Source organism: Stenotrophomonas sp. 2201_Sma (assembly GCF_056486685.1).
In genome coordinates this window covers 4,139,887-4,164,982 of sequence record NZ_CM151329.1, presented here as the reverse complement: position 1 = coordinate 4,164,982, position 25,096 = coordinate 4,139,887, and the positions used below count along the sequence as shown (strand labels likewise).

The 25,096-nt window shown below is 67.7% G+C and carries 23 protein-coding genes; 9 read left to right on the top strand and 14 right to left on the bottom strand.

Going from position 1 to position 25,096, the window contains the following annotated elements:
- Positions 1 to 39: 39 nt before the first annotated feature.
- Positions 40 to 891: a polyamine aminopropyltransferase gene (gene speE / locus ACZLIF_RS19150; RefSeq protein ID WP_128988323.1), complete on the bottom strand. Its 852-nt coding sequence runs from the start codon at positions 889 to 891 to the stop codon at positions 40 to 42.
- A 206-nt stretch (positions 892 to 1,097) separates the two neighbouring features.
- On the opposite strand from speE, the gene speA reads away from it, so the two are divergent.
- Both speA and ACZLIF_RS19140 read left to right on the top strand, forming a co-directional pair.
- Positions 1,098 to 2,987 carry an arginine decarboxylase gene (gene speA, locus ACZLIF_RS19145; protein ID WP_053520373.1) on the top strand — a complete coding sequence of 630 codons (1,890 nt, stop codon included), beginning with the start codon at positions 1,098 to 1,100 and terminating at the stop codon, positions 2,985 to 2,987.
- A 43-nt stretch (positions 2,988 to 3,030) separates the two neighbouring features.
- Entirely contained in the window at positions 3,031 to 3,351 is a 321-nt protein-coding gene (locus tag ACZLIF_RS19140; protein ID WP_065174355.1) for a DUF6122 family protein, read from the top strand.
- Between the two features lie 27 nt (positions 3,352 to 3,378).
- Here the strand turns inward: ACZLIF_RS19140 and ACZLIF_RS19135 are convergent, their stop codons facing one another.
- The 3 genes from ACZLIF_RS19135 to ACZLIF_RS19125 are packed head-to-tail and all read right to left on the bottom strand — an operon-like array spanning position 3,379 to position 5,668.
- On the bottom strand, positions 3,379 to 4,722 hold the full coding sequence (locus ACZLIF_RS19135) for a sensor histidine kinase (RefSeq protein WP_128988321.1): 1,344 nt from the start codon (positions 4,720 to 4,722) through the stop codon (positions 3,379 to 3,381).
- On the bottom strand, positions 4,719 to 5,378 hold the full coding sequence (locus tag ACZLIF_RS19130) for a response regulator transcription factor (protein WP_053520370.1): 660 nt from the start codon (positions 5,376 to 5,378) through the stop codon (positions 4,719 to 4,721). Before ACZLIF_RS19130 ends, ACZLIF_RS19135 begins: the two co-directional genes overlap by 4 nt.
- Positions 5,378 to 5,668 carry a PepSY domain-containing protein gene (locus ACZLIF_RS19125; RefSeq protein WP_053520369.1) on the bottom strand — a complete coding sequence of 97 codons (291 nt, stop codon included), beginning with the start codon at positions 5,666 to 5,668 and terminating at the stop codon, positions 5,378 to 5,380. The genes ACZLIF_RS19130 and ACZLIF_RS19125 overlap by 1 nt, the downstream gene beginning before the upstream one ends.
- A gap of 147 nt (positions 5,669 to 5,815) precedes the next feature.
- Between ACZLIF_RS19125 and ACZLIF_RS19120 the strand changes: the two genes are divergently transcribed.
- Positions 5,816 to 6,250, top strand: coding sequence for a PepSY domain-containing protein (locus ACZLIF_RS19120; RefSeq protein WP_128988319.1), 435 nt, complete (start codon positions 5,816 to 5,818; stop codon positions 6,248 to 6,250).
- 86 nt (positions 6,251 to 6,336) lie between these two features.
- Here ACZLIF_RS19120 and ACZLIF_RS19115 read toward each other — a convergent pair whose 3' ends face one another.
- The 3 genes from ACZLIF_RS19115 to ACZLIF_RS19105 form a co-directional block, all read right to left on the bottom strand.
- On the bottom strand, positions 6,337 to 6,819 hold the full coding sequence (locus tag ACZLIF_RS19115; RefSeq protein ID WP_053520406.1) for a hypothetical protein: 483 nt from the start codon (positions 6,817 to 6,819) through the stop codon (positions 6,337 to 6,339).
- Positions 6,820 to 6,944: 125 nt separating this feature from the next.
- Positions 6,945 to 8,153: an NAD(P)/FAD-dependent oxidoreductase gene (locus ACZLIF_RS19110; RefSeq protein ID WP_128988317.1), complete on the bottom strand. Its 1,209-nt coding sequence runs from the start codon at positions 8,151 to 8,153 to the stop codon at positions 6,945 to 6,947.
- A 9-nt stretch (positions 8,154 to 8,162) separates the two neighbouring features.
- Positions 8,163 to 8,657 (bottom strand): lipocalin family protein, encoded by a 495-nt coding sequence (locus ACZLIF_RS19105; RefSeq protein WP_053520408.1) that lies wholly within the window; start codon positions 8,655 to 8,657, stop codon positions 8,163 to 8,165.
- Between the two features lie 182 nt (positions 8,658 to 8,839).
- On the opposite strand from ACZLIF_RS19105, the gene ACZLIF_RS19100 reads away from it, so the two are divergent.
- Positions 8,840 to 9,088, top strand: coding sequence for a hypothetical protein (locus tag ACZLIF_RS19100; protein WP_053520409.1), 249 nt, complete (start codon positions 8,840 to 8,842; stop codon positions 9,086 to 9,088).
- 140 nt (positions 9,089 to 9,228) lie between these two features.
- Positions 9,229 to 11,622 (top strand): DUF3772 domain-containing protein, encoded by a 2,394-nt coding sequence (locus ACZLIF_RS19095; protein ID WP_128988407.1) that lies wholly within the window; start codon positions 9,229 to 9,231, stop codon positions 11,620 to 11,622.
- A gap of 396 nt (positions 11,623 to 12,018) precedes the next feature.
- Here the strand turns inward: ACZLIF_RS19095 and ACZLIF_RS19090 are convergent, their stop codons facing one another.
- Positions 12,019 to 14,124, bottom strand: coding sequence for a phosphoglycerol transferase I (locus tag ACZLIF_RS19090; RefSeq protein ID WP_128990265.1), 2,106 nt, complete (start codon positions 14,122 to 14,124; stop codon positions 12,019 to 12,021).
- Positions 14,125 to 14,407: 283 nt separating this feature from the next.
- The gene (locus ACZLIF_RS19085; RefSeq protein WP_241686012.1) at positions 14,408 to 16,051 is read right to left on the bottom strand and encodes an ABC1 kinase family protein; all 1,644 of its coding nucleotides are present in this window, start codon (positions 16,049 to 16,051) and stop codon (positions 14,408 to 14,410) included.
- A 210-nt stretch (positions 16,052 to 16,261) separates the two neighbouring features.
- On the opposite strand from ACZLIF_RS19085, the gene ACZLIF_RS19080 reads away from it, so the two are divergent.
- Positions 16,262 to 17,188: a DUF808 domain-containing protein gene (locus tag ACZLIF_RS19080; protein ID WP_128990269.1), complete on the top strand. Its 927-nt coding sequence runs from the start codon at positions 16,262 to 16,264 to the stop codon at positions 17,186 to 17,188.
- 52 nt (positions 17,189 to 17,240) lie between these two features.
- Here the strand turns inward: ACZLIF_RS19080 and ACZLIF_RS19075 are convergent, their stop codons facing one another.
- Positions 17,241 to 18,779, bottom strand: coding sequence for a GGDEF domain-containing protein (locus tag ACZLIF_RS19075; protein WP_053519859.1), 1,539 nt, complete (start codon positions 18,777 to 18,779; stop codon positions 17,241 to 17,243).
- Positions 18,780 to 18,884: 105 nt separating this feature from the next.
- On the opposite strand from ACZLIF_RS19075, the gene ACZLIF_RS19070 reads away from it, so the two are divergent.
- The 3 genes from ACZLIF_RS19070 to ACZLIF_RS19060 all read left to right on the top strand — a co-directional run bounded on the left by ACZLIF_RS19070 (position 18,885) and on the right by ACZLIF_RS19060 (position 20,736).
- Positions 18,885 to 19,520 (top strand): Rossmann-fold NAD(P)-binding domain-containing protein, encoded by a 636-nt coding sequence (locus ACZLIF_RS19070; RefSeq protein WP_128988909.1) that lies wholly within the window; start codon positions 18,885 to 18,887, stop codon positions 19,518 to 19,520.
- Positions 19,520 to 20,227 carry a helix-turn-helix transcriptional regulator gene (locus ACZLIF_RS19065; RefSeq protein WP_065174363.1) on the top strand — a complete coding sequence of 236 codons (708 nt, stop codon included), beginning with the start codon at positions 19,520 to 19,522 and terminating at the stop codon, positions 20,225 to 20,227. The genes ACZLIF_RS19070 and ACZLIF_RS19065 overlap by 1 nt, the downstream gene beginning before the upstream one ends.
- Before the next feature lie 122 nt (positions 20,228 to 20,349).
- Entirely contained in the window at positions 20,350 to 20,736 is a 387-nt protein-coding gene (locus ACZLIF_RS19060) for a VOC family protein (RefSeq protein ID WP_065174364.1), read from the top strand.
- Between the two features lie 169 nt (positions 20,737 to 20,905).
- On the opposite strand, the gene ACZLIF_RS19055 is transcribed toward ACZLIF_RS19060, so the two are convergent.
- From ACZLIF_RS19055 to pdhA, 4 genes are read right to left on the bottom strand one after another with little or no spacing between them, the layout of a single operon-like run.
- Complete coding sequence (locus tag ACZLIF_RS19055; protein WP_053519855.1) at positions 20,906 to 22,291, bottom strand: dihydrolipoamide acetyltransferase family protein; 1,386 nt, start codon at positions 22,289 to 22,291, stop codon at positions 20,906 to 20,908.
- The gene (locus tag ACZLIF_RS19050) at positions 22,288 to 22,641 is read right to left on the bottom strand and encodes an SH3 domain-containing protein (protein ID WP_053519854.1); all 354 of its coding nucleotides are present in this window, start codon (positions 22,639 to 22,641) and stop codon (positions 22,288 to 22,290) included. The genes ACZLIF_RS19055 and ACZLIF_RS19050 overlap by 4 nt, the downstream gene beginning before the upstream one ends.
- 1 nt (position 22,642) lies before the next feature.
- On the bottom strand, positions 22,643 to 23,710 hold the full coding sequence (locus ACZLIF_RS19045) for an alpha-ketoacid dehydrogenase subunit beta (RefSeq protein WP_053519853.1): 1,068 nt from the start codon (positions 23,708 to 23,710) through the stop codon (positions 22,643 to 22,645).
- Positions 23,703 to 24,785, bottom strand: a complete 1,083-nt coding sequence (pdhA, locus tag ACZLIF_RS19040) for a pyruvate dehydrogenase (acetyl-transferring) E1 component subunit alpha (RefSeq protein WP_053519852.1) — start codon at positions 24,783 to 24,785, stop codon at positions 23,703 to 23,705. Before pdhA ends, ACZLIF_RS19045 begins: the two co-directional genes overlap by 8 nt.
- Positions 24,786 to 25,096: the final 311 nt, after the last annotated feature.

Here is a 25,096-nt window from a genome sequence, read left to right as displayed (position 1 = left end):
ACACGAACAACCCGCGCTGTCGCCAGCGCGGGTTTTTCTTTACTTCAATGCCGCCTGCACGAACGGCGGGGTCACCAGCACGCCGGTGTGCAGCGCGGCGGTGTAGTACAGGGTCGTGAAGGTCTTGGCGGCCGAATCGGCCTGGCGGAAGTCGAAGCTGCTGTCGCCCTTGCGCGCCATGGTCACGCTCCACCAGCCGGTCGGGTAGCACGGCTGCGGGAACGGCAGGGTCTTGAACGAACCGAAGCCGGCCTTGCCCATCTCGGTACGCATCTCGTTGATCAGTTCCAGCTGCATCAGCGGCGATTCGGACTGCTGCACCAGGATGCCATCGTCCTTCAGCGCCTTGAAGCAGCTCTCGTAGAAGGCCTTGTTGAACAGGCCTTCGCCCGGGCCGACCGGGTCGGTGGAGTCCACGATCACCACGTCCACGCTGCCGGCCGGGCAGTTGGCCATGTAGGCCACACCGTCGTCGAACAGCAGTTCGGCGCGCGGATCGTCGTTGGAGTCGCACAGCTCCGGGAAGTGCTTGCGCGCCATCACCGTGACCTGCTCGTCGATGTCGCACTGGGTCACGCTCTCCACGCCCTTGTGCTTGAGCACTTCGCGCAGGGTGCCGCAGTCGCCGCCACCGATGATCACCACGCGCTTGGGGGCGGCGTGGGTGAACAGCACCGGGTGGCTGATCATCTCGTGATAGAAGAAGTTGTCCTTGCTGGTCAGCATGATGGCGCCATCGATGGTCATCAGGTTGCCCCAGTCGGTGGTCTGGAAGATCTCGATCTTCTGGAAGGGCGACTGCACCTCGTCCAGCTTGCCGGTGATGCGGTAGCCGATGGCCGAGCCGGTGCGCTCGAAATGCTCGATGTACCAGTTGTTGCTGTCAGTCATGGGACGTGTCCTTCTGGGGTCCTGTTCGGAGGGGGTAGAGCCGGGTTGGCGGCACGGGGCCGCGTGGCGCAAGCCACATCCGGACGGATCGGCCTGTTCAGGTCCGGCAGGAGCCGGGTCACGGGCGCGGGCGCGCATGATAACGAACCTGTGGGCATATAGGCGTTATCATGCCCCCCCTTTTATTGCCAACAAGGCCGACTGAAATGACCGATTGGTCCCTCGACCAAGCCCGCAAGACCTACTCGATCCCGCATTGGGCGGATGGTTACTTCGACGTGGATCAGGCCGGGCACATGGTGGTGAGACCGACCGGGGCGGACGGCCCGGTGGTGTCGCTGCCCAAGGTGGTGGACGCCGCCCGCGAGGCGGGCGCCAAGCTGCCACTGCTGGTGCGCTTCCCGGACATCCTCGGCCAGCGCCTGGGCAAGCTGCAGGCGGCATTCGCCCAGGCCCAGCAGGACTGGGATTACGCGGGTGGTTACACCGCGGTGTACCCGATCAAGGTCAACCAGCACCGCGGCGTGGCCGGTACCCTGGCCAGCCACCACGGCGAGGGCTTCGGCCTGGAAGCGGGCAGCAAGCCGGAGCTGATGGCGGTGCTGGCACTGTCGCGCCCGGGCGGCCTGATCGTCTGCAACGGCTACAAGGACCGTGAGTACATCCGCCTGGCCCTGATCGGTCGCAAGCTGGGCCTGCAGACCTTCATCGTCATCGAGAAGCCGTCCGAGCTGAAGCTGGTGCTGGAAGAGTCCAAGGCGCTGGACGTGAAGCCCGGCCTGGGCGTGCGCATGCGGCTGGCGTCGCTGGGCGCCGGCAAGTGGCAGAACAGCGGGGGCGACAAGGCCAAGTTCGGCCTGTCCCCGCGCCAGCTGCTGGACCTGTGGAAGTCGCTGCGCGATACCGAGTACGCCGATTGCCTGAGCCTGCTGCACTTCCATATGGGCTCGCAGATCTCCAACGTGCGCGACATCGCCAACGGCATGCGCGAAGCCACCCGCTACTTCGTTGAACTGTCGCAGCTGGGCGCGAAGATCACCCATGTGGACGTGGGCGGCGGCCTGGGCGTTGATTACGAGGGCACCCGTTCGCGCAGCTTCTGCTCGATCAACTACGGCTTGAATTCGTATGCCAGCAACATCGTGCAGCCGCTGGCCAACGCCTGCGAAGAGCACGGCCTGCCCCCCCCGCGCATCGTTACCGAGTGCGGCCGTGCGATGACCGCGCACCATGCGGTGCTGATCGCGAATGTGTCCGAAGTGGAGCAGGCGCAGGAGGGCCGCGTGCCGGACCAGCACGATGACGAGCCGGCTTCGATCCGTCATCTGCGCGAGATCCACGAGGAACTGGACGTGCGCCCGGCGGTGGAACTGTTCCAGGAGGCGCAGCACTTCCATGCCGAAGGCCTGTCCAGCTACGCGCTGGGCCAGATCGACCTGCCGCAGCGCGCGCGCATCGACGACCTGTTCTACGCCATCGCCCACGGCGTGCGTGCGCGCCTGAGCTATGACGAGAAGAGCCACCGTCCGGCGCTGGATGAACTGAACGAGCGCCTGGTCGACAAGTACTTCGTCAACTTCAGCGTTTTCGAATCGATTCCCGACGCGTGGGCCATCGACCAGGTGTTCCCGATCGTGCCGATCGAGCGGCTGGACGAAGTGCCGGACCGTCGCGGCATCATTGCCGACATGACCTGCGACTCGGACGGCATGGTCAAGACCTATGTCGAGAACGAGAGCCTGGACAGTTCGCTGCCGCTGCACGCGATCAAGCATGGCGAGAGCTACCGCATCGGCTTCTTCATGGTCGGTGCCTACCAGGAGATCCTGGGCGACATCCACAATCTGTTCGGTGACACCGACGCGGTGGAAGTGGTGGCTGACGCGGACGGCTACGCGATCACCCAGCAGCGTCGTGGCGACACCACCGACGTGATGCTGGACTACGTGGGCTACCGGCTGGACGACCTGCGCGCGGCCTATGCCCAGCGCGTGGCTGCCGCCGGGCTGTCGCCGGAGCGTGCGCAGGAACTGTCGCAGGCGCTGGAGGCGGGCCTGACCGGCTACACCTACCTGTCCGACGAGCCGCTGGTCTGATGCCCGCGGCAACGCCGGGCATGGCCCGGCGCTATCGGTCCTGATGAGCGCCCGCGCGATCTTCCACCTGTTCCTGCATGCCGCCGTGCCAGCCCTGCTGGCATGGCTGTTCTGGCGCAAGCGCTTTGCGTCGGCGTGGTTGCTGATGCTGCTGGGCTGGATCATCGACCTCGACCATCTGCTGGCCGATCCGATCTACGCGCCGAACCGCTGCAGCATCGGCTTCCACCCGTTGCACACCGCGCCGGCGATCGCGGTGTATGCCGGGCTGTGCGTGCCGAAGAAGACCCGCCTGGTGGGCATCGGCCTGGTGATCCACATCGTGCTCGACGCCATCGACTGCTGGTGGATGCATCACCGCTGAGGCGGGTCGTGCAGCGCCGGGGCGGCTCTACCGGGGAGGCGGGGCGTCCGTCGGGGCCAGCGGCAGTTCCAACCGTGCGCGCAGTCCCGGGTTCTCGTTGGAAAGGCGCAGTGAGCCGCCGTGGCTGGCGGCGATCTCCGCGGCGATCGCAAGGCCCAGGCCGCTGCCTTCCACCCGCTCGTCCAGGCGTACGCCACGCTGCAGGACCGTCTCCAGCTTGGCTTCGTCCAGCCCCGGGCCGTCATCGCGCACTTCGATATGCAGCCGGTCCTGTTTGGCCAGGGCTCGCAGGCGCACTTCGCTGGCGGCCCACTTGCCGGCGTTGTCCAGCAGGTTGCCCAGCATCTCCTCCAGGTCGGTCGCTGCGCCGGCGAAGGCCAGCCCGTGTGCCACGTCCATCTGGAAGCGGATGCGGCGGCCGGCATGCACGCGGGTCATCAACCGGCACAGTGCCTCCACCGCGGGCGCCACATCGCTGCGCTGGTGGTGATCCACGGCCAGGCCGGCGGCCAGGTAGCGGTCGATGCTCGCTCGCATGCGCGCGCCCTGTTCGTGCACCGTGCGCCGCCAGCCGCGTCCTTCACCCTCCGCCTCGGCCACCAGCACGCTCAGCGGGGTCTTCAGGGCATGCGCCAGGTCCTCGGCGCTGCTGCGCGCGCGCGCGACCATGCGCTGGTGGTGATCGAGCAGGGCATCGAGCTCATCGGCCAGCGGCGCGATCTCCAGATCCAGCCGGCTGCGGTCGATGCGCTCGGCATCGCCACGGCGGATGCGTTCCAGCTGCTGGCCCAGGCCGCGCAGTGGGCGCAGGCCGAAATGCACCTGGCTGGCCAGCACCGCCAGCCAAGCCGCGACCAGCAGGCCCAGCGCCAGCGCGCTGCGCTGACGGAAGGCGGCGGTGTCCGCGTCCAGCGCGCTGCGATCATGGGCAACCAGCGCAATGTAGGGCTGCGATGCACGTGGCAGGCGCACCTGCTGCACACGGGCACGCAGCGATTGCTGCATCGGCCCGCTCAGATTGCGCTCGGCCGGGCCGGTGGCCGTGACCGGCAGCGTCTGGTCCCACAGCGAGCGCGACTGCAGCAGCACCTTGCCGTTGCGGTCGGTGATCTGCCAGTAGGCGCCGGAGAACACACGCTGGAAGCGCGCGTCGTTGGGTTCCTGGCGCAGCCGCAGCTGTCCGTCGGGATCGATCTCCGCCTGCGCGAGCAGAGTCAGCATGTCCTGCTGCAACTCGCCGTCAAGACGGTCGCGCGCGCTGCGCTTGAACAGCTCGCCCAGCAGCACGCTGGCCAGCACCGACACCAGCACCAGGCCGATGCCCCCCACCAGCAGCAGCCGCCGCCGCAATGAAGGCTGGCGCGCGCTCATGCCTCGGCCAGCCGCCAACCCTGGCCACGCACGGTATGGATCAGTTCCACGCCCAGCTTGCGCCGCACCCGGCCAAGCAGCACGTCCAGCGCGTTCGAGTCCGGATCGTAACCGCCTTCGAAGACCTGTTCGCCGAGGCGGTCGCGGCTGATCACGCGGCCGGCGTGATGGATGAAGTAACTCAGTACGCGGAACTCCTGGGGACTCAGCGGCAACGGTTGCCCGTCCAGTTCAAAGCGACCGGCGTTGACGTCAAGCTGCAGGGGGCCGCACTGCAGGCGCGGGCTGGCGTGGCCCCGGCTGCGGCGGATCAGGGCACGCAGGCGCAGCACCAGTTCATCGGCCTGGAACGGTTTGGTCAGGTAGTCATCGGCGCCTGCATCGAAGCCGGCCAGCTTGTCGTGCCAGCGGCTGCGTGCGGTCAGCACCAGCACCGGAAAATCGCGGCCATGAGCACGCCAGCGCTCGATCACGCTCAGTCCATCCAGGCCGGGCAGGCCAAGATCGACGACCGCGGCATGCAGGTCCTCGATCTGTCCGATCTCTTCCGCACGACGGCCATCGGTGGCCACATCGACCACGTAGCCGGCCTGCTCCAGCAGGGGCTGCAGGCGTTTGGCCAGCTCGGTGTCATCCTCGGCAAGCAGGATCCGCATCAGTCGTCCAGTTCCATCTTCAACAACGTCCCGTTGCGCGCATCATAGTCCAGCTCCACCACTGCGCCGTCGTCACGCAGGATCTCCACCTCGTACACCGCGTCGTCCAGCTCCACCTCCAGCAGTTGGCCGGGCTGGCGCCTGAGCGCGTCGCGCACCACCTGTTCCAGGGGCACGTAACGGCCCTGCTGCACGGCGCGGCGCGCGACCTGCTGCGCCGGGTCCGGCGCAGGGCCGGCAGCGGAGCCCGGAGTGGCCAGGGCCAGCAGCAGGGGCAGGGAGACCAGCATCGGTGACGGATCCTCGGGCGATGGCGACAGGCGCGAGCATGGCACCGCCGACTAACAGCCGACTAACGATGGCCGCTAAGGGGCTGTTAGCCGACCGCGGCATCGTGGTGCTGCCGGAATGGTCCGGCCACGAACAGGAGAACTCCCATGCTGAAGTCGCTCACCCTCGCCACCGTCGCCGCGCTGGCCATCGCTCCGGCCGCGCACGCTGCACCGCTGGGCATGGCCCAGGCCGAGCAGGCCCTGCGCAAGGCCGGCTACACCCAGATCCACGAGATCGAACGCGATGACGGCCTGTGGGAAGCCGACGTCAGCCGCGCCGATGGCCGCTTCAGCGAGGTCTACGTGGACCCGAAGACCGGCGAGATCTTCGATGAACACAACGGCCGCGCGCTGCTGCCGACCGAGCAGGTGCTGGCCAAGGCACAGTCGCAGGGCCTGCGCGAGATCCACTCGCTGGAGCGCGATGGCGCCACCTGGTCGCTGGAAGCGCGAAACGCCCGCAACCAGAAGGTCGAGGTGCGCCTGAGCGGCTATGACGGCCGCATCCTGCACAGCGAACGCGACGGCTGGCTGGATTGACCGCCTCGGGTAGCGCCGGGCCATGCCCGGCGGCCTGATGCATGCGCTGCGCTCGCCGGGCATGGCCCGGCGCTACCCGCAGGTGCTTACCAGCCGTAGGGCGGCGGGTAGTCCCAGTAGCCCGGGCCGCGACCGTAGTAGCCGCCATACGGGCCGAAGAACCCCGGGCCCTCGCCTTCGCTGACGTGGATGTTGAGGTTCACCCCGCGGGTCTTGCCCTCGTCGGTGGTGTAGTTCTTGCTCAGATTCAGGGTGGCGGCGTTGTAGTGGCTGTTGCCACCCCGCTTGGAGTACCCGATGCCGGTGGTGAAACTGCCGGAGACCTTCACCTTGTCGTCCTGCACGTCGGCGATGCCGGCATCGTCGTGCACGCGCGGGCCACTCTTGTCACCGTAGTAGGTGCCCGGCGGGTCCTGCTGCAACGTCGGATCGTTGAGGTAACGCATCGGCGCCTGCGGCAATGTCAGGTCCAACCCGGATGCCTGCGGTGCGGTGGCGCCGGCAGCGGACTGGGCGAGCACGGTCCCGGGCAGGGCCAGGCACAACAGCAGGGTCAGGGGGCGGATCATCTTGGCGCTCCAGCGGACAGGGACCACGCCACACGCGGCGTTACAGGCCGACGCTAGCAGGGCGTGCTTGAATGATGCCTGTCGGCACCGGATTGGGGTAGAGCCGGGCCATGCCCGGCTGCAGGTCACAGCCGCCCGAACCCGAACAGCTCCGCCAGCGGATGCTTGCGCCGCTCGATGCGGGCCCGCAGCAGCTGTGCGCCGATCATGGAATAGGTGATGCCGTTGCCGCCGTAGGCCATTGCCAGGTGCACGCGCGGCCCCCACTGTTCATGCGGGCCGAAGAACGGCAATCCGTCGGCGGTCTCGGCGAAGGTACCGGCCCATGAGAATGCCGGCACCGGGTCGAGCTTGGGGAACCAGTGCAGCAGCTGCTTCATGAGCTTGTCTGCCTTGCCTTCCACCCGCCGGTCGCGCCGTGCCGGAATATCGATGGCATCGTCCAGCCCGCCCACCAGCAGGCGACGGTCGCCGGTGGCCCGCAGGTACAGATAGGGGCGCGCGCTTTCCCACACCATCGTGCGCTGCAGGGGGCCCAGCACCGCGGCATCGACAGGGTCGGTGATGAAGGCATAGCTGCTGCGGTTGCGTGCGACGCGCTGCGAGAGCCAGCGCTGGTTGGCGTATCCCATCGCCAGCACCACGTGGCCTGCGCGGATCGTCGCGCCTGATTCGGTCTGGGCGGTTACGCCCCGTGTGCCTGGCGTCAGCGTGTGCAGCACGGTGCGATCGTGAATGTGGCCGCCGCGCTGGCGCACCCGCTTCAGCAATCCATAGGTGAGGCAGTAAGGGTCGACCCGCGCTGCCTGCCGGGTCAGCAATGCGCCGCCGGCGTCCACATCGAAGCGCTCCGCCAGCGCCTCCGGGTCCAGCCAGCGGGCGTCCAGGCCGGCGCTGCGGCGTGCCTGGCCCTCGGCCATGAGGCGGGGCACGTCGCGGTGGCGACTGGCCAGGTACAGGCTGTCCATGCGCCGGAAGTCCACGTCCTTCAGGCCACGCGCCACTTCGCCCAGTGCCGGGATCGCCTCGGCACAGGCCCGGTAGGCCAGCGTGGCCGCGTCGTGGCCATAGCGCTGGGCCAGTTCCAGCAGATGGGTGTCGATCTCGTACTGCAACAGCGCGGTGCTGGCGGCGGTGCTGCCCCAACCGATGTCGCGCTGCTCGATCAGGGCGACCTCGTGACCGTGACCTGACAGCTCATCGGCGATCAGTGCGCCGGTGATGCCGCCGCCGACCACCAGCACATCGCAGCGCAGGTCGCCCTCCAGCGGGGGAAATGCCTGGATCAGGCCATTGCGTACGGCCCACCAGGGATAGCCACTTTTCAGGTCCATGGTGATGGGTCAGGCGGTGGGATGGCCGGTGTGCGGCGTGTGGATCAGTTCGGACAGATCGAAGCCCTGCAGCCGCGCCGTGGCCAGATAATGGTCCCGCACGGTGGCGTCCAGCTTCGGCTCGCGTGCCAGCAGCCACAGGTAGCGGCGATCGGGGCTGCCAACCAGCGACACGCTGTAGTCCGGAGCGATCTGGATGACCCAGTAGTCGCCCTTGGCGAAGGGCAGCCAGCGCAGGCCCTTGGGCAGGAAGCTCACTTCCAGGCGCGCGCTGTCGTTGTCGACGGGGCAGGCCTCGCCGCTGGCCTCCTCGACCTGGCCGTCCATGCGGCAGCGGTTGTGGACGCTGACGTTGCCGTTGTCGAGCAGGCTGTAGTGCGCCGAGACATCGGTGCAGCCTTCCGGCTCGTGGCGCATGGGCAGGCGCGCGATCTCATACCAGGTGCCCAGGTAGCGGGGCAGCTTGAGGTCGGCGACGGTCTTCAGTGGCAGCTGTTCGGTCATCGGCAGGCGCAGCGGGAACGGGCCTCCACGATGCCGACGGGCTCGCCACGAGCGGGTGAAGCCGGAGCGATGGCGGTGTCCAGAACATTGCGTCGCCGCGGCGTCATTCCCGCTGTCATCGGCGCGGCGGTATCCTGCCGCCAGCGCCGGGTGTTCCGATCCAACCTGAAGTGGAGGTGCCGATGTACCAGGTGATCCTGTTGAAGAGTGAAACCGCGTTCGCGCGCGAGCAATGGCCGCAGGTCGACGATCTGGTGGACTATGAGGGCGTCAGCTACAGCCTGCGCGCCGGTCCGCGCCAGCCGCTGCCGACCGACCACGACTGGCCGCCGGTGGCGGTGTACGCCCCGGACGAAATCACCGAGGAAGAGTTCCAGGACTGGTATGCGCTGCAGCAGCCGACGGTGGAGGAGCTGCGGTTGAAGTACTGAACCGCGGGGGCGGGTGCTGCGGGCGGTGCCGCCGCGGGCATCCGACCTTGACCGGTCGTGCCGTATAGTCGCGCGCAGGCGCGGTGGTCCGCGCGAACCGGTGTGCATCTGGCGTGTCTTCCTTCCTGCAATCGATCCGCATGCGCGGGCCCTGGCTGGGCCTGCTGCTGGGTGCCGTCCTTCTGCTGTCCGCGCCGGTGCTCGCGCAGAACGAGGCGCCTACGCCGAAGCAGCAGCTGGCACAGATTGACAGCGCGCTGAAGGAGATCGAGCGCAAGCGTGACGACGCCGAAGCCACCGAAACACTCGGCACGCTTTCAGAGAACGCGTCGAAGGCCAAGCGGGATGCCGAGGCGCTGGACAAGTCCCTGCAGCCACAGCTGGATCAGCTCAATGAGCAGCTGGCCCAGCTGGGTGAAGCGCCGCAGGGCACCACCGAGCCCCCCGACCTGGCCGCGCAGCGACGCACGCTCACCCGCGAGCGCGATGCCCTGGCGGCCTCGGTGGCCCAGGCAAAATCCATCGCGGTGCGTGCCCAGCAGTTGAGTGCGGACATCGACAAGCAACGTTCCGCGCAGATCAGCGAGGAACTGGGCCGCAAGGTCGATTCACCGCTGTCGCCGTCGCTCTGGCGGCAGGTGGCCGATCAGCTTCCCGATGACATCGCCCGCGTGCGCCCGTTGGCGCAACAGGGGCGTGACACCCTGGCCAAGGCCATCGACACGCACGGCTGGGGCACCCTGCTGCTCGGCCTGGCCGCAGCACTGGTGATGATGTTCCCGCTGCGCCTGTGGCTGCGCGCGCTGGGGCGCCGGTTTGCCGCCTCGGAACGCGCGCCGGACGGCCGCCTGCGCCGTTCCGGCCTGGCCATGTGGCTGCTGCTGGTGGGCACCCTGCTGCCGGGCTATGCGGTAGTGGTGCTGGTGGCTTCGCTGAATGCCATCGGTGGCATCGCCCCGCGGCTGCAGAACGTGGCCGATGGCCTGGTGGCGGCGACCTTCGCTGCGGCCTTCATCGCTGCGCTCAGCGCGTGCCTGCTGATGCCCAGACGCCCCTCCTGGCGGCTGCTGAACCTGGATGACACGGCCGCGCTGAAGCTGCGCAAGTACGCCTGGGGTGCCGCTGCGCTGGCCTGGCTGAGCAACGTGCTGGTGGCCATCGACCGTGCCACCCGTACCAGCGACGTGACCACGGTGGCCCTGGATGGCGTGATTGCGCTGACCTACCTCGGCCTGATCATGGCCATGCTGGTGACCCTGGCACGCCTGCACCGGCGGCAGACGGCCGAAGCCGAAGCGAAGCTGGAAGCGCAGGCCGAGGGTCTCGGCGCACAGCAGCCGGTGCGCCGCAGCAGTTGGTTGGTACTGGCGCGCGTGGCCGGCAACATCGCGGTGGTGGCGGCGATCATCGCCACGCTGCTGGGCTATGTGAACTTCGCCAAGTTCGTGAACCAGCAGTTGATCGGCGGCAGCATCGTGGTGCTGGCAGCCACCCTGCTGTTCAAGTTTGTCGATGATTTCTGCACCTGGCTGTTGAACGCCGACAGCAAGGTTGGCCAGACCATCCTGCTCAGCACCGGCCTGAGCGTCTCCAGGCTGGAGCAGGCCGGCGTGCTGCTGTCGGCGGTGCTGCGCACCTTCGTGGTCCTGATCGCGCTGCTGGCACTGGCCGCGCCCTTCGGCAATGTCGGCTCGATCGTGGAGCGCTTCGCGTCGCTGGCCGATGGCATTCCCATCGCCAAGGACCTGACGCTGGAGCCGGGCCGCATCGTACTGGCCATCGGCGTGCTGCTGGCCGGGCTGGGGGTGATGCAGGTGGTGCAGCGCTGGCTGGCCGACACCTACCTGCCCAAGACCGAACTGGATCTGGGCGCGCGCAATTCAATCAGCACCGTCGCCCGCTATCTTGGCATCATCATCGCGGTGCTGTGGGCCCTGACGGTGATGGGCCTGAATCTGCAGAAGCTGGCGCTGCTGGTCAGTGCGTTGTCGGTGGGTATTGGTTTCGGCCTGCAGGCGATCACCCAGAATTTTGTTTCCGGCCTGATCCTGCTGGCCGAGCGACCGGTGAAGATCGGTGACTGGGTGAAGCTGGGTGACCAGGAAGGCGACATCCGCCGCATCAATGTGCGCTCGACCGAGATCCAGGTGGGCGACAAGTCCACGTTGATCGTGCCCAACTCGGAGCTGATCACCAAGACCATCCGCAACATGACGATGGGCAACAACCAGGGCCGCATCCAGATCCAGTTCGCGGTACCGACCAGCACCGACGTCGCCGGCCTGCGGCAGGCCATGCTGGATGCCTATGGCGCGCACACCAGCGTGCTGCAGACGCCCGCGCCCACGGTGTACATCGACGGCATTGCCGGCGGCCAGATCACCATCAACAGCTTCGCCTACGTGGCCAGCCCGCGGCAGGTGTACGGCACCCGCAGCGATCTGTATTTCAGTCTGTTGCAGATCCTGGCGGAGCGGAACATTCCGCTGTCCACGCCAACGGACATCCACATCACCCGCGATCCCCAGGAGTAGGGGATTCCCGGCAGGGCTGCGCCCTGCACCTGCCGAGGCCGGAGCAACAGCAACAGCGCGCACCCCGCCTTCGACAGATTTCCGCGATCTGCTGGAATTGCTTTTGGGGTCAGATCCGTTTTCTTCCGCAGAAAACGGATCTGACCCCAGATTGATTTCGATATCTGACAGAAGTGTCGACCAAGGTCGACACCTACCCACACCTGCCGGAAACCGTCAGAGGTGGGGCGGTGTGGGTTGGCAGGACCGTTGGCGCCATGGATGGCGCCATCGAGCCCCCATGGATGGGTTTACGGCGTGTCCTGCCAACCTACACCGCCCCGCCATCCCACGGAATGCACGCTGTTGCTGTTGCTCCGGCCTCGGCAGGTGCAGGGCGCAGCCCTGCAGAAAACCCTATCCCCGCGGTCGGCTGCGCGAAGGCACCAGCGCGAAGGTATCCACGGCCAGCTTCTCGGCGTGATTCAACCAGGCGCGGATCTCCAGATCGTCCACTTCATGATCCAGTCCGAAGGACACATTGATCTTGCCGTCGGCATCAGGCTGGACCCACTGCTGGGCCAGCACCACCTTGCGCTGCGATGACACGGCCTCGATCCAGAAACCGCGATCCGGGCGCGTGCTTGCCACCAGCTGCAGCATGTACTGGCCGGCGCGGGTGCGGCGGCCCTTCTGGGTGATCATGTGGGCCTGGCGCACGCTCGGGCGCGGGCCCTGGAACGCATCCAGCGGCGCGTCCACCGCGATGCCACCACGCAGGTCGTCGTCGCGGTACAGCTTGATGCCGTTGTCGCGGTTCACCAGCAAGGCGCACCAGTCGCCGTCGGCCGACCCATCCTCGAATGCGGTGCAGCGATCCACATAGGCCAGGGTGTTGTCCGGATCGGCATCGTCGAACTGGCGGGACGTGTTCTCCAGATACACCGACTTCAGGCCCCAGTCCTTGTCGTACTCCAGCAGGACCGGCGGCTGCACGTGCTGCATGCCCACCACCACCTGGTCGTCGTTGTCGATCCTCAGTTCGCGGGTCGGCTCGCCCAGCCACAGCGACCGGGCGAATGCCAGGTACTGCGGGTAATCGCGGCCGCCATCGCGACGCGCCGCGACGCTGGCACTGGGGGCACGCGTTTCGTCCAGCAGCGAGCGGCCGAAGCCCATCGTGCGCAGGCCCGGATCGAGCAGGCCCAGCAGGGTGGCGCCGGAGTCCAGCGTCGAGCCGTTCTCCGCCGCCAGCTGGCGCGGCGCCACGCCAGCACCGAGGAACAGCAGCAGGTTCTCGCGCTTCTGCCTGGCCAGCACGTGACTGAGATCGTTGGGCATCGCCAGATGGTCCGAGGCGATCACGATCAGTGTGTCCTTGCCGTACGGACTGGCCTGGATGCGCTGGACCAGCTGCGAGATCAGGCGGTCGGTGCATTTGAGCGCGTTGAGCAGGCCGATGTTGCCGTACTGGCTCTGGTAGCGTTCGCCCTTGCACGACACCGGCAGGTGGCCTGCGGGATGGTGCGTATCCATGGTCAGCGTGGTCAGCATGAACGGTGCGCCGGCGCGCGAGAGCTGCTCGAAGCGCTGGTAGGCGGTGTCCAGCAGCACGTCATCGTGTACGCCCCAAGCAGAGTAGTGAATGCGCCCGATCTTCTTCTGCTGCTTGAACCACGCCAGATCATGTACTTCGTCGAAGCCGTGGCTGGCCAGGAACTGGCCCTTGCCGGCGAACTGGCCGTTGGCGCCGCCCAGATAATGGTTGGTGTAGCCCTGCTGCTTCAGGTAGTCGCCCAGGCACACGGCCTTGGGCAGGAAGCTGCCCATCCGGTCCATGCTGTTCTCATCGCCCTGCGAGGTGGTCAGCGGCACGCCGCACATCGATGCCACCAGCCCGGCGATGGTCCAGCCACTGCCTTCGGCCGATGCCAGGCCGCGCACATCCAACGACCTGGCGGCCAGACGATTGAGATTGGGCATCAACCCGGGAAACACGTTCTCGTCCAGATAAGTGCGTTCAAGACTTTCGCCGTAGATCCAGACGATGTTGCGCGGCCGCTGCAACGGCTGGGTAGGCACCTGGTATTCCGGCGCGATGCGCGCGAAATCAACCGGTCGCAGCTGCTGGTAAAGACGCTGGCCGTCGCGCGCCAGCGGACTGACCATGAGCGTGACCACCCATGCGACGGCGAAGCCGGCGAACCAGGCCGCACCCCGTCCGGGCCGATGCCAGCGGCGGACCCGCGTGGCGAACAGCGGTAGCAGCGAAACCAGGGCCAGCACGATGAAGCCGGCGATGTAGCCCTTGAAGTCGGCGACGCCGGCACCCTCCATGTCCGCACCCAGGTGGTACAGCGTGGCGGCGTTGAGTCCGTCACCGGAGAGCTTGTCGATCAGCCACCACGTGCTGAGCGCCAGCAACAGCAGTGAGAACGAACCGGCCTTCCACCACATCCATTTGTCGGAAGCGAGGAACAGCCAGGCCAGCAGCAACAACGACAGCAGAAGGATCCAGAGCATAGGCGGCTTCGGCAGTGAACGGGGTGGTGCGATGGACGTCGTACCGACGCGTGTCCATCCGACCGGCGCTGCCGCTAGCACGTGTGCATGACAGGCCGATGACCCGATAGTGCATGCACGAACCTGACTGAAATGTTTGTTGATCGAGCGCGTGTGGTAACAGCGCGATCAAGTAAAACGAGCGTGAAAATGCGCGTTGGATTGCATTAAGAACCGCATGAATGCGGCACTTCAGAGACGGACGTATGGCGCAGGTGCACATGTCGCGCACCACGCACTCCGCTCATCGATGGCCGCGTTCCTCGCGTGCCCGCGCGCGCCGGTCGAACAACAGCGCGCTGGTGACGATGCCCAGCCCCAACGCCACGCCGATCAGCATCAGCACCAGCGCGATCGCCGGGTAACCGAACAGATGCCAGCCGGTATCGAGCTTCATCATCAGCGATGCGGCCAGAATCAGCGCTGCGCTGATGATGCCCGCCGCCACGCGGTTGGCGATCTTCTGCAGGTTCTCCATCAGCCGTGATTCCTCCAGCCCGGTCACCTTCATCTGCAGGCGGTTCTCGGCCAGCAGGGCCATGATGTCCGACAGCTTGCGCGGCCCATCGCGCAGCAGCTGCTGCAGCTCCATCGCCTCGCTGGCGAGGTTGGCGGCCGACAGCGACTTCTTCAGGCGCGCGCGCATCACATGCTGCAGCTGGCGTTCGACGATGCGGCGCGTGTCCAGTTCGGGCGCGAGCAGGCGGCAGACCGTCTCCAGGTTCAGCAGCGCCTTGCCCAGCAGGCTCAGTTCCGGCGGCGTACGCAATCCACAGGCCGTGGCGATGCGCACCATGTCCAGCACCACGCGTCCCTCGGAGAAATTGCCGCTGGCGGCATAGCGCGCGATCAACTGGCCGGTCTCGCGCAGGTAACGCTCCTCGTCGAAGGCTTCCAGCCGGGTGCTGATGCTGATCAGATCGTCCGCCACTTCTTCGCCGCGGCCATCGACGGCGGCGAACAGGATCTTCAGCAGGCGCTCGCGCAGCCGCGGTGGCATGTGCGCGACCATGCCCAGATCGAAGATGGCGAGGCGACCATCGGGCATCACCCGCAGGTTGCCCGGATGCGGATCGGCGTGGATCTCGCCATGCACGAAGATCTGGTCCAGGTAGCCCCGGATCAGCGCGGCTGCCAACGGGTCCATCGACTGCTCGGTACGGCGTACGCCGGGTATCGCGTCCACGCGAACGCCGGTGGCCAGCTCCATGGTCAGCACGCGCTGGCTGCTGTAATCCCAGATCGGCTGCGGGACCCACAGGCGCCGGAAGGGCCGCAGATGGCGGCCGAAGCGGGCCAGGTTCTCGGCCTCGGCGTGGTAATCCAGCTCCTGCATCAGGGTCTTGGCGAACTCGTTGAGCCAGTCGCGCAGGCGGACCCGGCGGCCGACCTGGGTCAGGTGATCGGCGGCCAGAGCGAAGCTGCGCAACGCTTCCAGGTCCGAACGCAGCTGCGCGGCGACCTCCGGCTTCTGCACCTTCACCGCGACCTGCCGGCCGTCATGCATCACCGCACGATGGACCTGGGCGATCGAGGCGCAGCCCAGCGGCTCGGGGTCGAAGGCCGCGAACAGCTTGCTCACCGGTGCCCCCAGCTCCTGCTCGACGATGGCATGGATGCGTTCGACCGGAATCTCGGCCACCTTCTCCTGCATGCGCTCCAGTGCCGTGGCGAACTCCACCGGCACCATGTCTGGACGTGTGGACAGCATCTGGCCCAGCTTGACGAACGTCGGCCCCAGCGCTTCCAGGTCACTGACGAACTGCTCGGGATTGCCGTCGGCCGGCACCTCGGCCTGGCTGCCGGCTGCGTCCAGGTTCATGCCGGAGAACACCCCCGAATGACGGTAGCGCATCAGCAGGCGCAGGATCTGGCTGCGTCGGCTCATGCCTTTTACCAGCGGTGGATTGCCAGTGGCGGTGGGCGGATTGTTCAAACGGCACTCCTTGTGGACAACGACCGGTAGTGCCGGGCCATGCCCGGCGGAACGGGATCACCTCGCCAGTCTGGCCGGGGCAGGGTAGGCACGCGGTGAATCCACTTCCTCCCGGGCCGTTGGATCGGTCAGAATCCGTCCATCCTCCCTCCTGGAACCCCCATGGCCGGTGCCAGCCTGTTTGCCCTGCTCGACGATATCGCGACGCTGCTCGACGACGTCTCGATCCTGACCAAGGTGGCCGCGAAGAAGACGGCCGGTGTGCTTGGCGACGACCTGGCGCTGAACGCGCAGCAGGTAACCGGTGTTTCCGCCAACCGTGAACTGCCTGTGGTCTGGGCGGTGGCCAAAGGCTCGCTGCTCAACAAGGTGATCCTGGTTCCGGCCGCGCTGGCGATCAGCGCCCTGGAAGCCTGGCTGCATGGTCGTGGCTGGAACGTGCCGCTGATCGTGCCCTTGATGATGATCGGTGGCGCATTCCTGTGCTTCGAGGGCGTGGAAAAGCTGGCGCACCGTTTCCTGCATTCGGCGGACGAGGACGCCGAGCACCAGGCCGAGCGGCGCAGGGCGCTGGCCGATGCGCAGGTGGACATGGTGGCGTGGGAGAAGGACAAGGTGAAAGGTGCGATCCGTACCGACTTCATCCTCTCTGCCGAGATCATCGTCCTGACACTGGGCGTGGTTGCCGCCGCCTCGTTCTCCCAGCAGGTGCTCACCCTGGTGGTGGTCGCATTGGCGATGACGGTGTTCGTCTACGGACTGGTTGCCGGCATCGTCAAGCTGGACGACGCGGGCCTGTACCTCTCGGGCAAGGGCGGAGCGGTCGCAGCGTTCGGACGCGGCCTGGTCGCATCGGCGCCGTGGTTGATGAAGTTCCTGTCGATCGCCGGCACCGTGGCCATGTTTCTGGTCGGCGGCGGCATTCTGGTGCACAACGTGCCGGCGCTGCACCACGCGGTGCAGGCGCTCGGTAGCGAGGGCCAGTGGGGCTGGCTGATCGGCGCGGTTGCCAACATGGTGGTGGGTATCGTCGCTGGCGCCATCGTGCTGGCGGCGGTGACCGGCATCCAGAAGCTGCGCGGGAAGTAGCCGCGTCGCCGGACGGGCGGCGGTAGCGCCGGGCCATGCCCGGCGGAGCGCTTCAGCCCGCCTGCACGCGGTTCTTGCCCTGCCGCTTGGCCGCGTACAGCGCCTCGTCGGCGCGTCGCAGCAGCGCCTCGCTGTCATCGCCGGGCTGCCATTGCGCCAGTCCGGCACTGAAATGCACCGGCACGCGCCGGTCCTGCACGGTCAGTACCCGATGCGCCAGTGAGCGCTGCAGGCGCTGCACGGTGGCCATGCTGTCCGCACCGGGCGTCTCCGGCAGCACCAGCACGAACTCGTCGCCGCCCAGCCGCGCGATGCCATCGGTGGCGCGCAGCAGCAGCCTGCACACGGCCACCATGTGCTGCAGCAGCGCGTCACCGCCGGCGTGACCATGCGCGTTGTTGGTCTGGTGGAAGTCATCCAGATCGATCACCGCCACGCCCAGCGGCGTGTTGTTGCGTTCGGCGCGCGCCAGCTCGCGCTGCAGCAGTTCGTCCAGGCCCCGGCGGTTCAGTGCCTGGGTCAGCGGATCGATGCGCGCGAGGTCGCCGGCCATGCGCAGTTCCTGTTCCAGCTCGGCGATGCGTTGTTCAGCGCGCTCCACGTCCAGCCGTGCGGCAGCCAAGTGGTCGCGTGCCTGCGCGGCCTGCTGCTGCACTTTGCCGGTATCGCGCATCACCTCCTGCAGCAGCTGGTTCAGATCGGCGATGCTGCGCGCCTCGCGCAGCTGCAGTGCGTAGCTGCCGATACGGTCATGGTATTCACCGGTGCTGGTGGCCATGCCATCCATGCGTTCGATGAAATCCCCCATCAGTCCGCGCATCGCCGCCTTGGAGTCGTCGATGCCCTGGCGCAGCAGGCCCTGCCGGTAGATCACCTCGCGCAGCTCGGCACGCGTTCGTTCAACGGCCTCGGCCTGCAGCGGGCCGGACAGCAGTTGCCGCACCGCCGCGATCTGGCCCTGCAGCCAGCTGCGATCGTCCAGCAGTTCGCTCACATTCTCCAGCAGCAGTGCGAACAGCTCCAGCAGCAGCGCCTGCTGTTCCTGCCAGCTGCCGGCACGCACGCCGATCTGATGGCCGAGCTCGCGCACACCCTGCTCGATCGGCTCCAGGGCGCTGCCCGGCTGCCAGTGGCGCAGGCGAAGGGACAGCGCCTGCGCCTGCTCGCGCAGGTCCGGGTCGTGCTGCAGCAGCGCCACTACCGCGCCGCCCAGCAGCAGGCGCAGCTGTTCGGACAGGCGCAGGCTGTCGGGCTGCCCATCCGGTGAATGCTGGTCGATGGTGCGGATGTACTTGTCGATCAGTTGCCGCATCGCCCGCCCGTAGCGTGGCCAGTCGGCGCTGGCCTGCGCGGACTGCAGGCGATCACCCATGTCGCCCAGTTCGCCCGGCAGCGTCGCCATGCCATTGGCGAACGCGGCCAGCAGCGGCTCCGGCGCATCGGCACCGGCAAAGAGCCGTTGCAGGCTTGCGCTGCTGCCGCCCTGCAGGACCACGCGCTCGCCCTCACCCGCGTCGGCAACCGCGCGCACGCGTGCCGGCGGACCGAGGGCGGTGCCGGGGGCGGGGCGCGGGTCGGGGTGGTCCGTCATGGAGCGAATCCTGGGGCTGGCAGGGTCTGGTTCCAGCATATCGGCGCGGCTGCCGATGGCTTGAACGGCTAGGATGGGCGACAGGATGCCGCACGGGAGGTGGTGATGCGCGTGATGTTGCTGGGGGCGACCGGCCTGGTCGGCGGGCTGACCCTGCCCGGGCTGCTGGACGACCCGCGCTGCAGCGCCGTGGTCGCGCCCACCCGGCGTCCGCTGGCATTGACCCATGGGAAGCTGCAGAACCCGGTGCTGGCCTTTGACGCGTTGCCCGCCTCGCCCGAGTGGGCGCGCGTGGACGCGGTCATCTGCGCGCTGGGCAGCACCATCGCCCAGGCCGGAAGCCGCGAGGCCTTCCACCGCATCGACCATGACTATCCGCTGGCGTTCGCCCGTCTGGCGCAGGCACAGGGCGCGAAGACCTATGTATTGAATTCCGCAGCCGGTGCCAACCCGCAGTCGTCGATCTTCTACAACCGGGTGAAGGGCGAGCTGGAGCGTGACCTGCGCGCGCTGGGCTTCGCCTCGCTGACCCTGGTGCGGCCTGGACTGATCGGCGGCGAGCGCACCGAGGTCCGTCGTGGTGAGCGTTTCGCACTGGCGGTGCTCGGTGCCTTGGGGCCGGCACTGCCGCGGGCATGGCGGATCAATCCAGCCGCCGAGATCGCCAAGGCACTGACCGGAGCCGCGCTGGCCCCGCAACCGGGTGAGCACGTGGTGACATCAAGCGCGCTGGTCGGCTGATGTCGCGTGCGCTGCGCCTGACCCAGCTGCTGCAGCTGCTGCGCCGCCATCGACGGCCGGTGGCCGGACAGGTGCTGGCCGATGCGCTGGGTATCAGCCTGCGTACGCTGTACCGCGACATCGAGACGCTGCGCGGGCAGGGCGCTGACCTGCGCGGCGAGGCCGGCGTCGGCTACCAGCTCGCGCCGAGCGACACGCTGCCGCCGATGACCCTGCCACCGGCCGAGATCGACGCGCTGGTGCTGGGCCTGCGCTGGGTGGCGGCCCGCACCGAGCCGGCGCTGGCCGAGGCTGCCCGTGATGCGTTGGCGCGCATCGCGCATGTGTTGCCCGCCGCCCGCCGCGAGGCACTGCGTGACAGCGGTCTGCGCGTGGGCCCTTCACGAACAGCGGCGAAGGTGCCGGCGGCCCGGCTCCAGGCGGTGCGCGAAGCCGTAAGCGCACAGCAGCGCCTGAAGTTCGGCTACGAAGATGCGCACGGCCAGCGAAGCGAGCGCATCGTCTGGCCCTTCGCGCTGGGCTACTTCGACGAAGTTCCGATGCTGGCGGCGTGGTGCGAGAGCCGCGAAGACTTCCGCCACTTCCGGCTGGACCGCATCCGCCAGGTGCGCGCGCTGGAGGATCGCTATCACGTGCCACGCGCCATCCTGCTGCGGCGCTGGCAGAAGGCCCAGGGCATCGCACCGGACTGGTTGGATCGTTCGTAGCATCGGGCTTGCTCGACGGCCTTCGAGCTTGGCGAACAGCGGGCGAACAATCGCGATGCTGCTGACAGAATCTGTCAGCAGGGCGGTACCACCATGAAGGCTCCCAACAACGGAGCGTCCCCATGTTCAGGCCCAGCACCCTGCTGCAGTACGCAAGTGATGTCGCTGCCAGCGCCGCCTTCTACAGCGGCATCCTCGGCACGCCCCCCGTCGAGCAGTCGCCCGGCTTTGCTCTGTTCCTGCTCGGCGACGGCGCCGCGCTCGGCCTGTGGCAGCGCGATGACGTGCAGCCGCCGGTGTCCACGCAGGCCGGCGCCGCGGAACTGGCGATGGTGGTCGCCAACCCGGAGGCTGTACAGCAGATGCACGACGCGTGGCGCGCACTCGGCGTGCAGATCGTGCAGGCCCCGGTCACCCTGGAATTCGGGCATACCTTCGTGGGTGTTGATCCGGATGGGCACCGCCTGCGTGTGTACAGCCGCGCCGAGGGCCTGCCCGCGCGCGGTTGAAATGAGGGGAGCCGGTACCTGCCGGTTCCGCTGTTCCCGGATGTGGTTCCGCCCACCTTCGGTTGACCAGCAGGAAGCTGCCGAGCATGGGCTCGGCTCTACCGTAGAGCGCGCACAAAAAACGCCGGGCACTGCCCGGCGTCTTCTGTGTTTCAGAGGTGGTGGTCGATCAGCTGGCCAGGGCCAGGTCGTCCATCATCGCGCGCAGGAAGCGGGCAGCTTCGCCGCCGGTGGCTGCGCGGTGGTCGAAGGTGACCGACAGCGGGATGACCTTGTGCGCTTCCACGCCGCCCATCACCGGGGTCATCTGATGGCGGGCACGGCCGGCACCGACGATGGCCACGCACGGCGGCACCACGACCGGGGTCGCGTAGCGGCCGGCGAACATGCCGAAGTTGGACAGCGAGATGGTATAGCCACTCAGTTCCGAGGCCGCGATCGAGCGCGCTTCCACCTGCTCGCGCAGGCGGTTCACGCCCTCGCGGATGCCACGGGCATCCAGCATGTCGGCGTTGCGCAGGGCCGGCACGAACAGGCCGTCGTCGGTGTCCACGGCGATGCCGATGTCCACCTGCGCGTGCAGGGTGCGGGTCAGCGCTTCGCCGTCGAACCAGGCGTTCATCGCCGGCACCTTCTGCGCGGCAACCACGATGGCACGCACCAGGCGGGCGGTGACGTCGTTGCCGGGCAGCCAGGCATGGATGTCGGCGTCGTCGTTGAGCGTGGTCGGTACGACCTTGCTGTGCGCATCGGCCATCACCCGCGCCATGTTGCGGCGCACGCCCTTCAGCGGTTCCGGCTGGCCCTTGGCGACCACGCCCGGCGGTTGCGTGCGCATCGGCTTGCCCGCCGCAGACAAGGGGGTGCGGGTTTCGTTCTGTACCGGCGCAGACACCTGCGCCGGGGCCGGCGCGGCATAGGCCGCAGCGGCAGCCGGGGCCGGCGCGGCGCCGAGCTTGGCGGTGCCGTTGGCGGCGGCCTGCTTGACGTCGGCCATGGTCACCGCGCCATCGCTGCCGGTGGCGCGCACGCGGCTCAGGTCGACGCCCAGCTTGCGGGCCATCGCACGCACCGCCGGTACGGCCTTGACGCCACCGACGGCCAGCGCCTGCTCGGTGTGCACGGCATTGGAGCTCTGCATCGCGCCGACCACCGTGCCGGCGTCATCGCGCTCGGCCTTGGCGTCCTCGGCGGCGGCCGGTGCCGGAGTCGGCAGCGGCGGCGGGGTCGGTGCTGCGGCCGCAGCCGGTGCCGGCGCATGGCCGTGGCTGTGGCCGGTGTCCTGGCCATCGGCACGCTGCGGCAGGTTCGGGTCGATCTCGAAGCTGGCCAGCACCGAGCCGGTCGGAATGATGTCACCGGCCGCACCGGACAGCTTCAGCACCTTGCCGGAGACCGGCGACGGCACTTCCACCACGGCCTTGGCGGTCTCCATCGACACCAGCGGCTCGTCCAGCTTGATCACATCGCCTTCCTTCACGAACCACTCGACGATGGTCGCGTCCGGCAGGCCTTCGCCCAGGTCGGGCAGGTTGAAATTCTTGGTCTGGCTCATTTGCAGTTCTCTTCCAGCAGTTCCAGTTCGCGGGCCGGCAGCCAGCCCGTCGCACCATTGGCGCGCTCGGACCACCACCATCCGCCGTGTTCGTGATGCAGCTTGACCATCTCGCCGCTTTCCACATCCAGCTCGCGGGCGTCGTAATCGCGCAGGGCTTCGGCGCGACCGTCGTCCAGCAGTTGCAGCCAGGCGACGGGCGCCCAGCCGGCGCGTCCATCGCTGGTGCGTACCCAGGCAAACGCCGGCCATTCCTCGTCACGTACGCCTACTTCGACGATCTGGCCGGTGCGGAACCGGAGCGGGTTGGGATACTGGCTGCGGTAAGCCCCAAGGAGGCGGGCCCGCATGTCAGCCTGCCGCCACCGCGCGCTTGGCCGCGGTCACGATCCGGTCCACGCTCGGCAGGTACTTCATCTCCAGGCGGAACAGCGGAATGTGGGTGTCGTAGCCGGTAACGCGCTCGACCGGGGCCAGCAGGTCGTACATCGATTCCTCGGCCAGGCGCGCGGCGATTTCCGCACCGAAGCCCGCGGTCTTCGGGGCCTCCTGCACGATCACGCAGCGGCCGGTCTTGGACACCGACTCGGCGATGGTGGCGAAGTCCAGCGGACGCAGCGTGGCCACGTCGATGACTTCGGCACTGATGCCCTCGCCAGCCAGCTTGTCGGCCGCTTCCAGCGCTTCCTTCACCTGCGCACCCCAGGCGACCAGGGTCACGTCGGTGCCGTCGCGCAGCACGAAGCACACGTCCAGCGGCAGGGCTTCGCCGTCGTTGACGACCACTTCCTTGTACTGGCGGTAGATGCGCTTGGGCTCCATGTAGATCACCGGATCGGGATCGCGCATGGCGGCCAGCAGCAGGCCATAGGCGCGCTGCGGGCTGGACGGCAGCACCACGCGCAGGCCCGGCACGTTGGTGAAGATCGATTCGTTGGCTTCGCTGTGGTGTTCCGGCGCACGGATGCCACCGCCCCACGGCACGCGCAGCACCATCGGGCAGTGCAGGCGGCCACGGGTACGGGTGCGCAGGCGCGCGGCGTGGCAGATGATGTGGTCGACCATCGGGTAGACGAAGCCATCGAACTGGGCTTCGGCCACCGGCTTCATGCCCTGCGCGGCCAGGCCGACGGTGAGGCCGGCGATGGTCGTTTCATCCAGCGGGGTGTCGAGGATGCGCTGCGCACCGAAGCGCTGCTGCAGGCCGGCGGTGGCGCGGAACACGCCGCCGTTGACGCCCACGTCCTCGCCCAGCACCAGCACCGACGGGTCGTGTTCCAGCTCCCAGGCCAGCGCCTGGGTGATGGCTTCGATCAGGGTGATGGGGGTAGCGGTCATTGCGATGTCTCCACCGGCGACAGCAGCGCTGTCGGCGGCATTGGCCTGGGAAGCGGAAGCGCCCGTCTTGATGTCATCCATGGCGCTGCTCCAGGGCAATGGCGGCCGCGCGCTGGGCCAGAAGATCCGGCGGCGGATCGGCATACAGGTAGTCGAACATCGCCTCGACCGGCTGCACCGGGGTATTGAGGTACTGGTTCACTTCCTCGTCGACCCTGGCGCCGCACTGCTCCACCCAGGCCTTTTCTTCGTCCTCGCTCCACACGCCCTGGGCGGTGAGGTACTTGCGCAGGCGCAGCATCGGCTCACGGGTCCAGGCATCCTTCACTTCGGCGTCGTCGCGGTAGCGGCGCGCGTCGTCGGCGGTGGTGTGGTCGGACAGGCGGTAGGTCATCAGTTCCAGCACGGTGCCGCCTTCGCCGGCGAGGCCGCGCTCGCGCGCCTGTTCCATCGCCGCCAGCACCGCGATCAGATCGTTGCCGTCCACCTGCAGGCAGTGCAGGCCGCCGGCCAGGCCCTTCTGTGCCAGCGTTTCGGCACCGGTCTGCGCCGAGCGTGGCACCGAGATGGCCCAGCCGTTGTTGACGATGCACAGGATCAGCGGCAGCTTGTAGGCACCGGCAGAGTTCAGCGCGGCATAGAAGTCGGTCTTCGAGCTGCCGCCATCGCCACACACCGCCACCGCGACCTGCTGCTCGTTGTTGAGCTTGAACTTCAGCGCGGCGCCCGCAGCGTGCAGGCACTGCGTGGAAATCGGCACGCAGAACGGGAAGTCCTTCACCGCATTGCCGGTGAAGTCGTTGCCGCGCTCGTCGCCGCCCCAGTACATCAGCACGTCGTACGGGCGCACGCCACGCATGAACATCGCGCCGTACTCGCGGTAGCTCGGGCCGAGCACGTCGCCTTCGCGCATGCCGGCGCCGATGCCCACATGCGCCGCCTCGTGACCCAGGCAGGCGGCATAGGTACCCAGCTTGCCGGTGCGCTGCAGGGCGATGGATTTGCTGTCGAACGTGCGGACGTACAGCATCTGCTTGAACAGCGGCACCAGGACGCGCGGATCCTTCAGGGATTCGGGCAGGTCGTCGCGGACGAGCGTGCCGTCCGCATCCAGATACTGCAGGTATTCGATCTTGAATTCAGCGGCAACCGTCATCGCGTACTGCACCTTCGACAGAGAAGTTACAAATGATATGAATCGCCATGTTAAGGAACGCGTACGAAATAGCCTTCCTGCGGCGCAACACGGCGATTCCCCGTTGTACCCCTGCCGGCGGGTGGAGGGCCAATAACAACAACGTATTCAGTCGTTGCTGCATAGCATCAGAATACGCCTCCGGCTGACTGCCGGCGCAACGTCGCAAACGGTTCCACGCGCGGGCGCGCCATTGCCGGGTGATCCACGGCTCACCGCACGGCCCGGTATGGATCCTCCCGCTGCCAGCGCGGCGGCAACGCGCTACCCTT

Bases quoted from the DNA above. Each gene is read 5' to 3' on its own strand.
- ACZLIF_RS19055 (WP_053519855.1), bottom strand. From the start codon at position 22,291: ATGAGCCAGACCAAGAATTTCAACCTGCCCGACCTGGGCGAAGGCCTG.
- ACZLIF_RS19100 (WP_053520409.1), top strand. From the start codon at position 8,840: ATGTACCAGGTGATCCTGTTGAAGAGTGAAACCGCGTTCGCGCGCGAG.
- speA (WP_053520373.1), top strand. From the start codon at position 1,098: ATGACCGATTGGTCCCTCGACCAAGCCCGCAAGACCTACTCGATCCCG.
- ACZLIF_RS19135 (WP_128988321.1), bottom strand. From the start codon at position 4,722: ATGAGCGCGCGCCAGCCTTCATTGCGGCGGCGGCTGCTGCTGGTGGGG.
- ACZLIF_RS19130 (WP_053520370.1), bottom strand. From the start codon at position 5,378: ATGCGGATCCTGCTTGCCGAGGATGACACCGAGCTGGCCAAACGCCTG.
- ACZLIF_RS19065 (WP_065174363.1), top strand. From the start codon at position 19,520: ATGTCGCGTGCGCTGCGCCTGACCCAGCTGCTGCAGCTGCTGCGCCGC.
- ACZLIF_RS19105 (WP_053520408.1), bottom strand. From the start codon at position 8,657: ATGACCGAACAGCTGCCACTGAAGACCGTCGCCGACCTCAAGCTGCCC.
- ACZLIF_RS19095 (WP_128988407.1), top strand. From the start codon at position 9,229: ATGCGCGGGCCCTGGCTGGGCCTGCTGCTGGGTGCCGTCCTTCTGCTG.
- ACZLIF_RS19070 (WP_128988909.1), top strand. From the start codon at position 18,885: ATGCGCGTGATGTTGCTGGGGGCGACCGGCCTGGTCGGCGGGCTGACC.
- ACZLIF_RS19110 (WP_128988317.1), bottom strand. From the start codon at position 8,153: ATGGACCTGAAAAGTGGCTATCCCTGGTGGGCCGTACGCAATGGCCTG.
- ACZLIF_RS19060 (WP_065174364.1), top strand. From the start codon at position 20,350: ATGTTCAGGCCCAGCACCCTGCTGCAGTACGCAAGTGATGTCGCTGCC.
- ACZLIF_RS19125 (WP_053520369.1), bottom strand. From the start codon at position 5,668: ATGCTGGTCTCCCTGCCCCTGCTGCTGGCCCTGGCCACTCCGGGCTCC.
- ACZLIF_RS19045 (WP_053519853.1), bottom strand. From the start codon at position 23,710: ATGGATGACATCAAGACGGGCGCTTCCGCTTCCCAGGCCAATGCCGCC.
- ACZLIF_RS19120 (WP_128988319.1), top strand. From the start codon at position 5,816: ATGCTGAAGTCGCTCACCCTCGCCACCGTCGCCGCGCTGGCCATCGCT.
- pdhA (WP_053519852.1), bottom strand. From the start codon at position 24,785: ATGACGGTTGCCGCTGAATTCAAGATCGAATACCTGCAGTATCTGGAT.
- ACZLIF_RS19085 (WP_241686012.1), bottom strand. From the start codon at position 16,051: ATGAGCCGACGCAGCCAGATCCTGCGCCTGCTGATGCGCTACCGTCAT.
- ACZLIF_RS19140 (WP_065174355.1), top strand. From the start codon at position 3,031: ATGAGCGCCCGCGCGATCTTCCACCTGTTCCTGCATGCCGCCGTGCCA.
- ACZLIF_RS19080 (WP_128990269.1), top strand. From the start codon at position 16,262: ATGGCCGGTGCCAGCCTGTTTGCCCTGCTCGACGATATCGCGACGCTG.
- speE (WP_128988323.1), bottom strand. From the start codon at position 891: ATGACTGACAGCAACAACTGGTACATCGAGCATTTCGAGCGCACCGGC.
- ACZLIF_RS19090 (WP_128990265.1), bottom strand. From the start codon at position 14,124: ATGCTCTGGATCCTTCTGCTGTCGTTGTTGCTGCTGGCCTGGCTGTTC.
- ACZLIF_RS19050 (WP_053519854.1), bottom strand. From the start codon at position 22,641: ATGCGGGCCCGCCTCCTTGGGGCTTACCGCAGCCAGTATCCCAACCCG.
- ACZLIF_RS19075 (WP_053519859.1), bottom strand. From the start codon at position 18,779: ATGACGGACCACCCCGACCCGCGCCCCGCCCCCGGCACCGCCCTCGGT.
- ACZLIF_RS19115 (WP_053520406.1), bottom strand. From the start codon at position 6,819: ATGATCCGCCCCCTGACCCTGCTGTTGTGCCTGGCCCTGCCCGGGACC.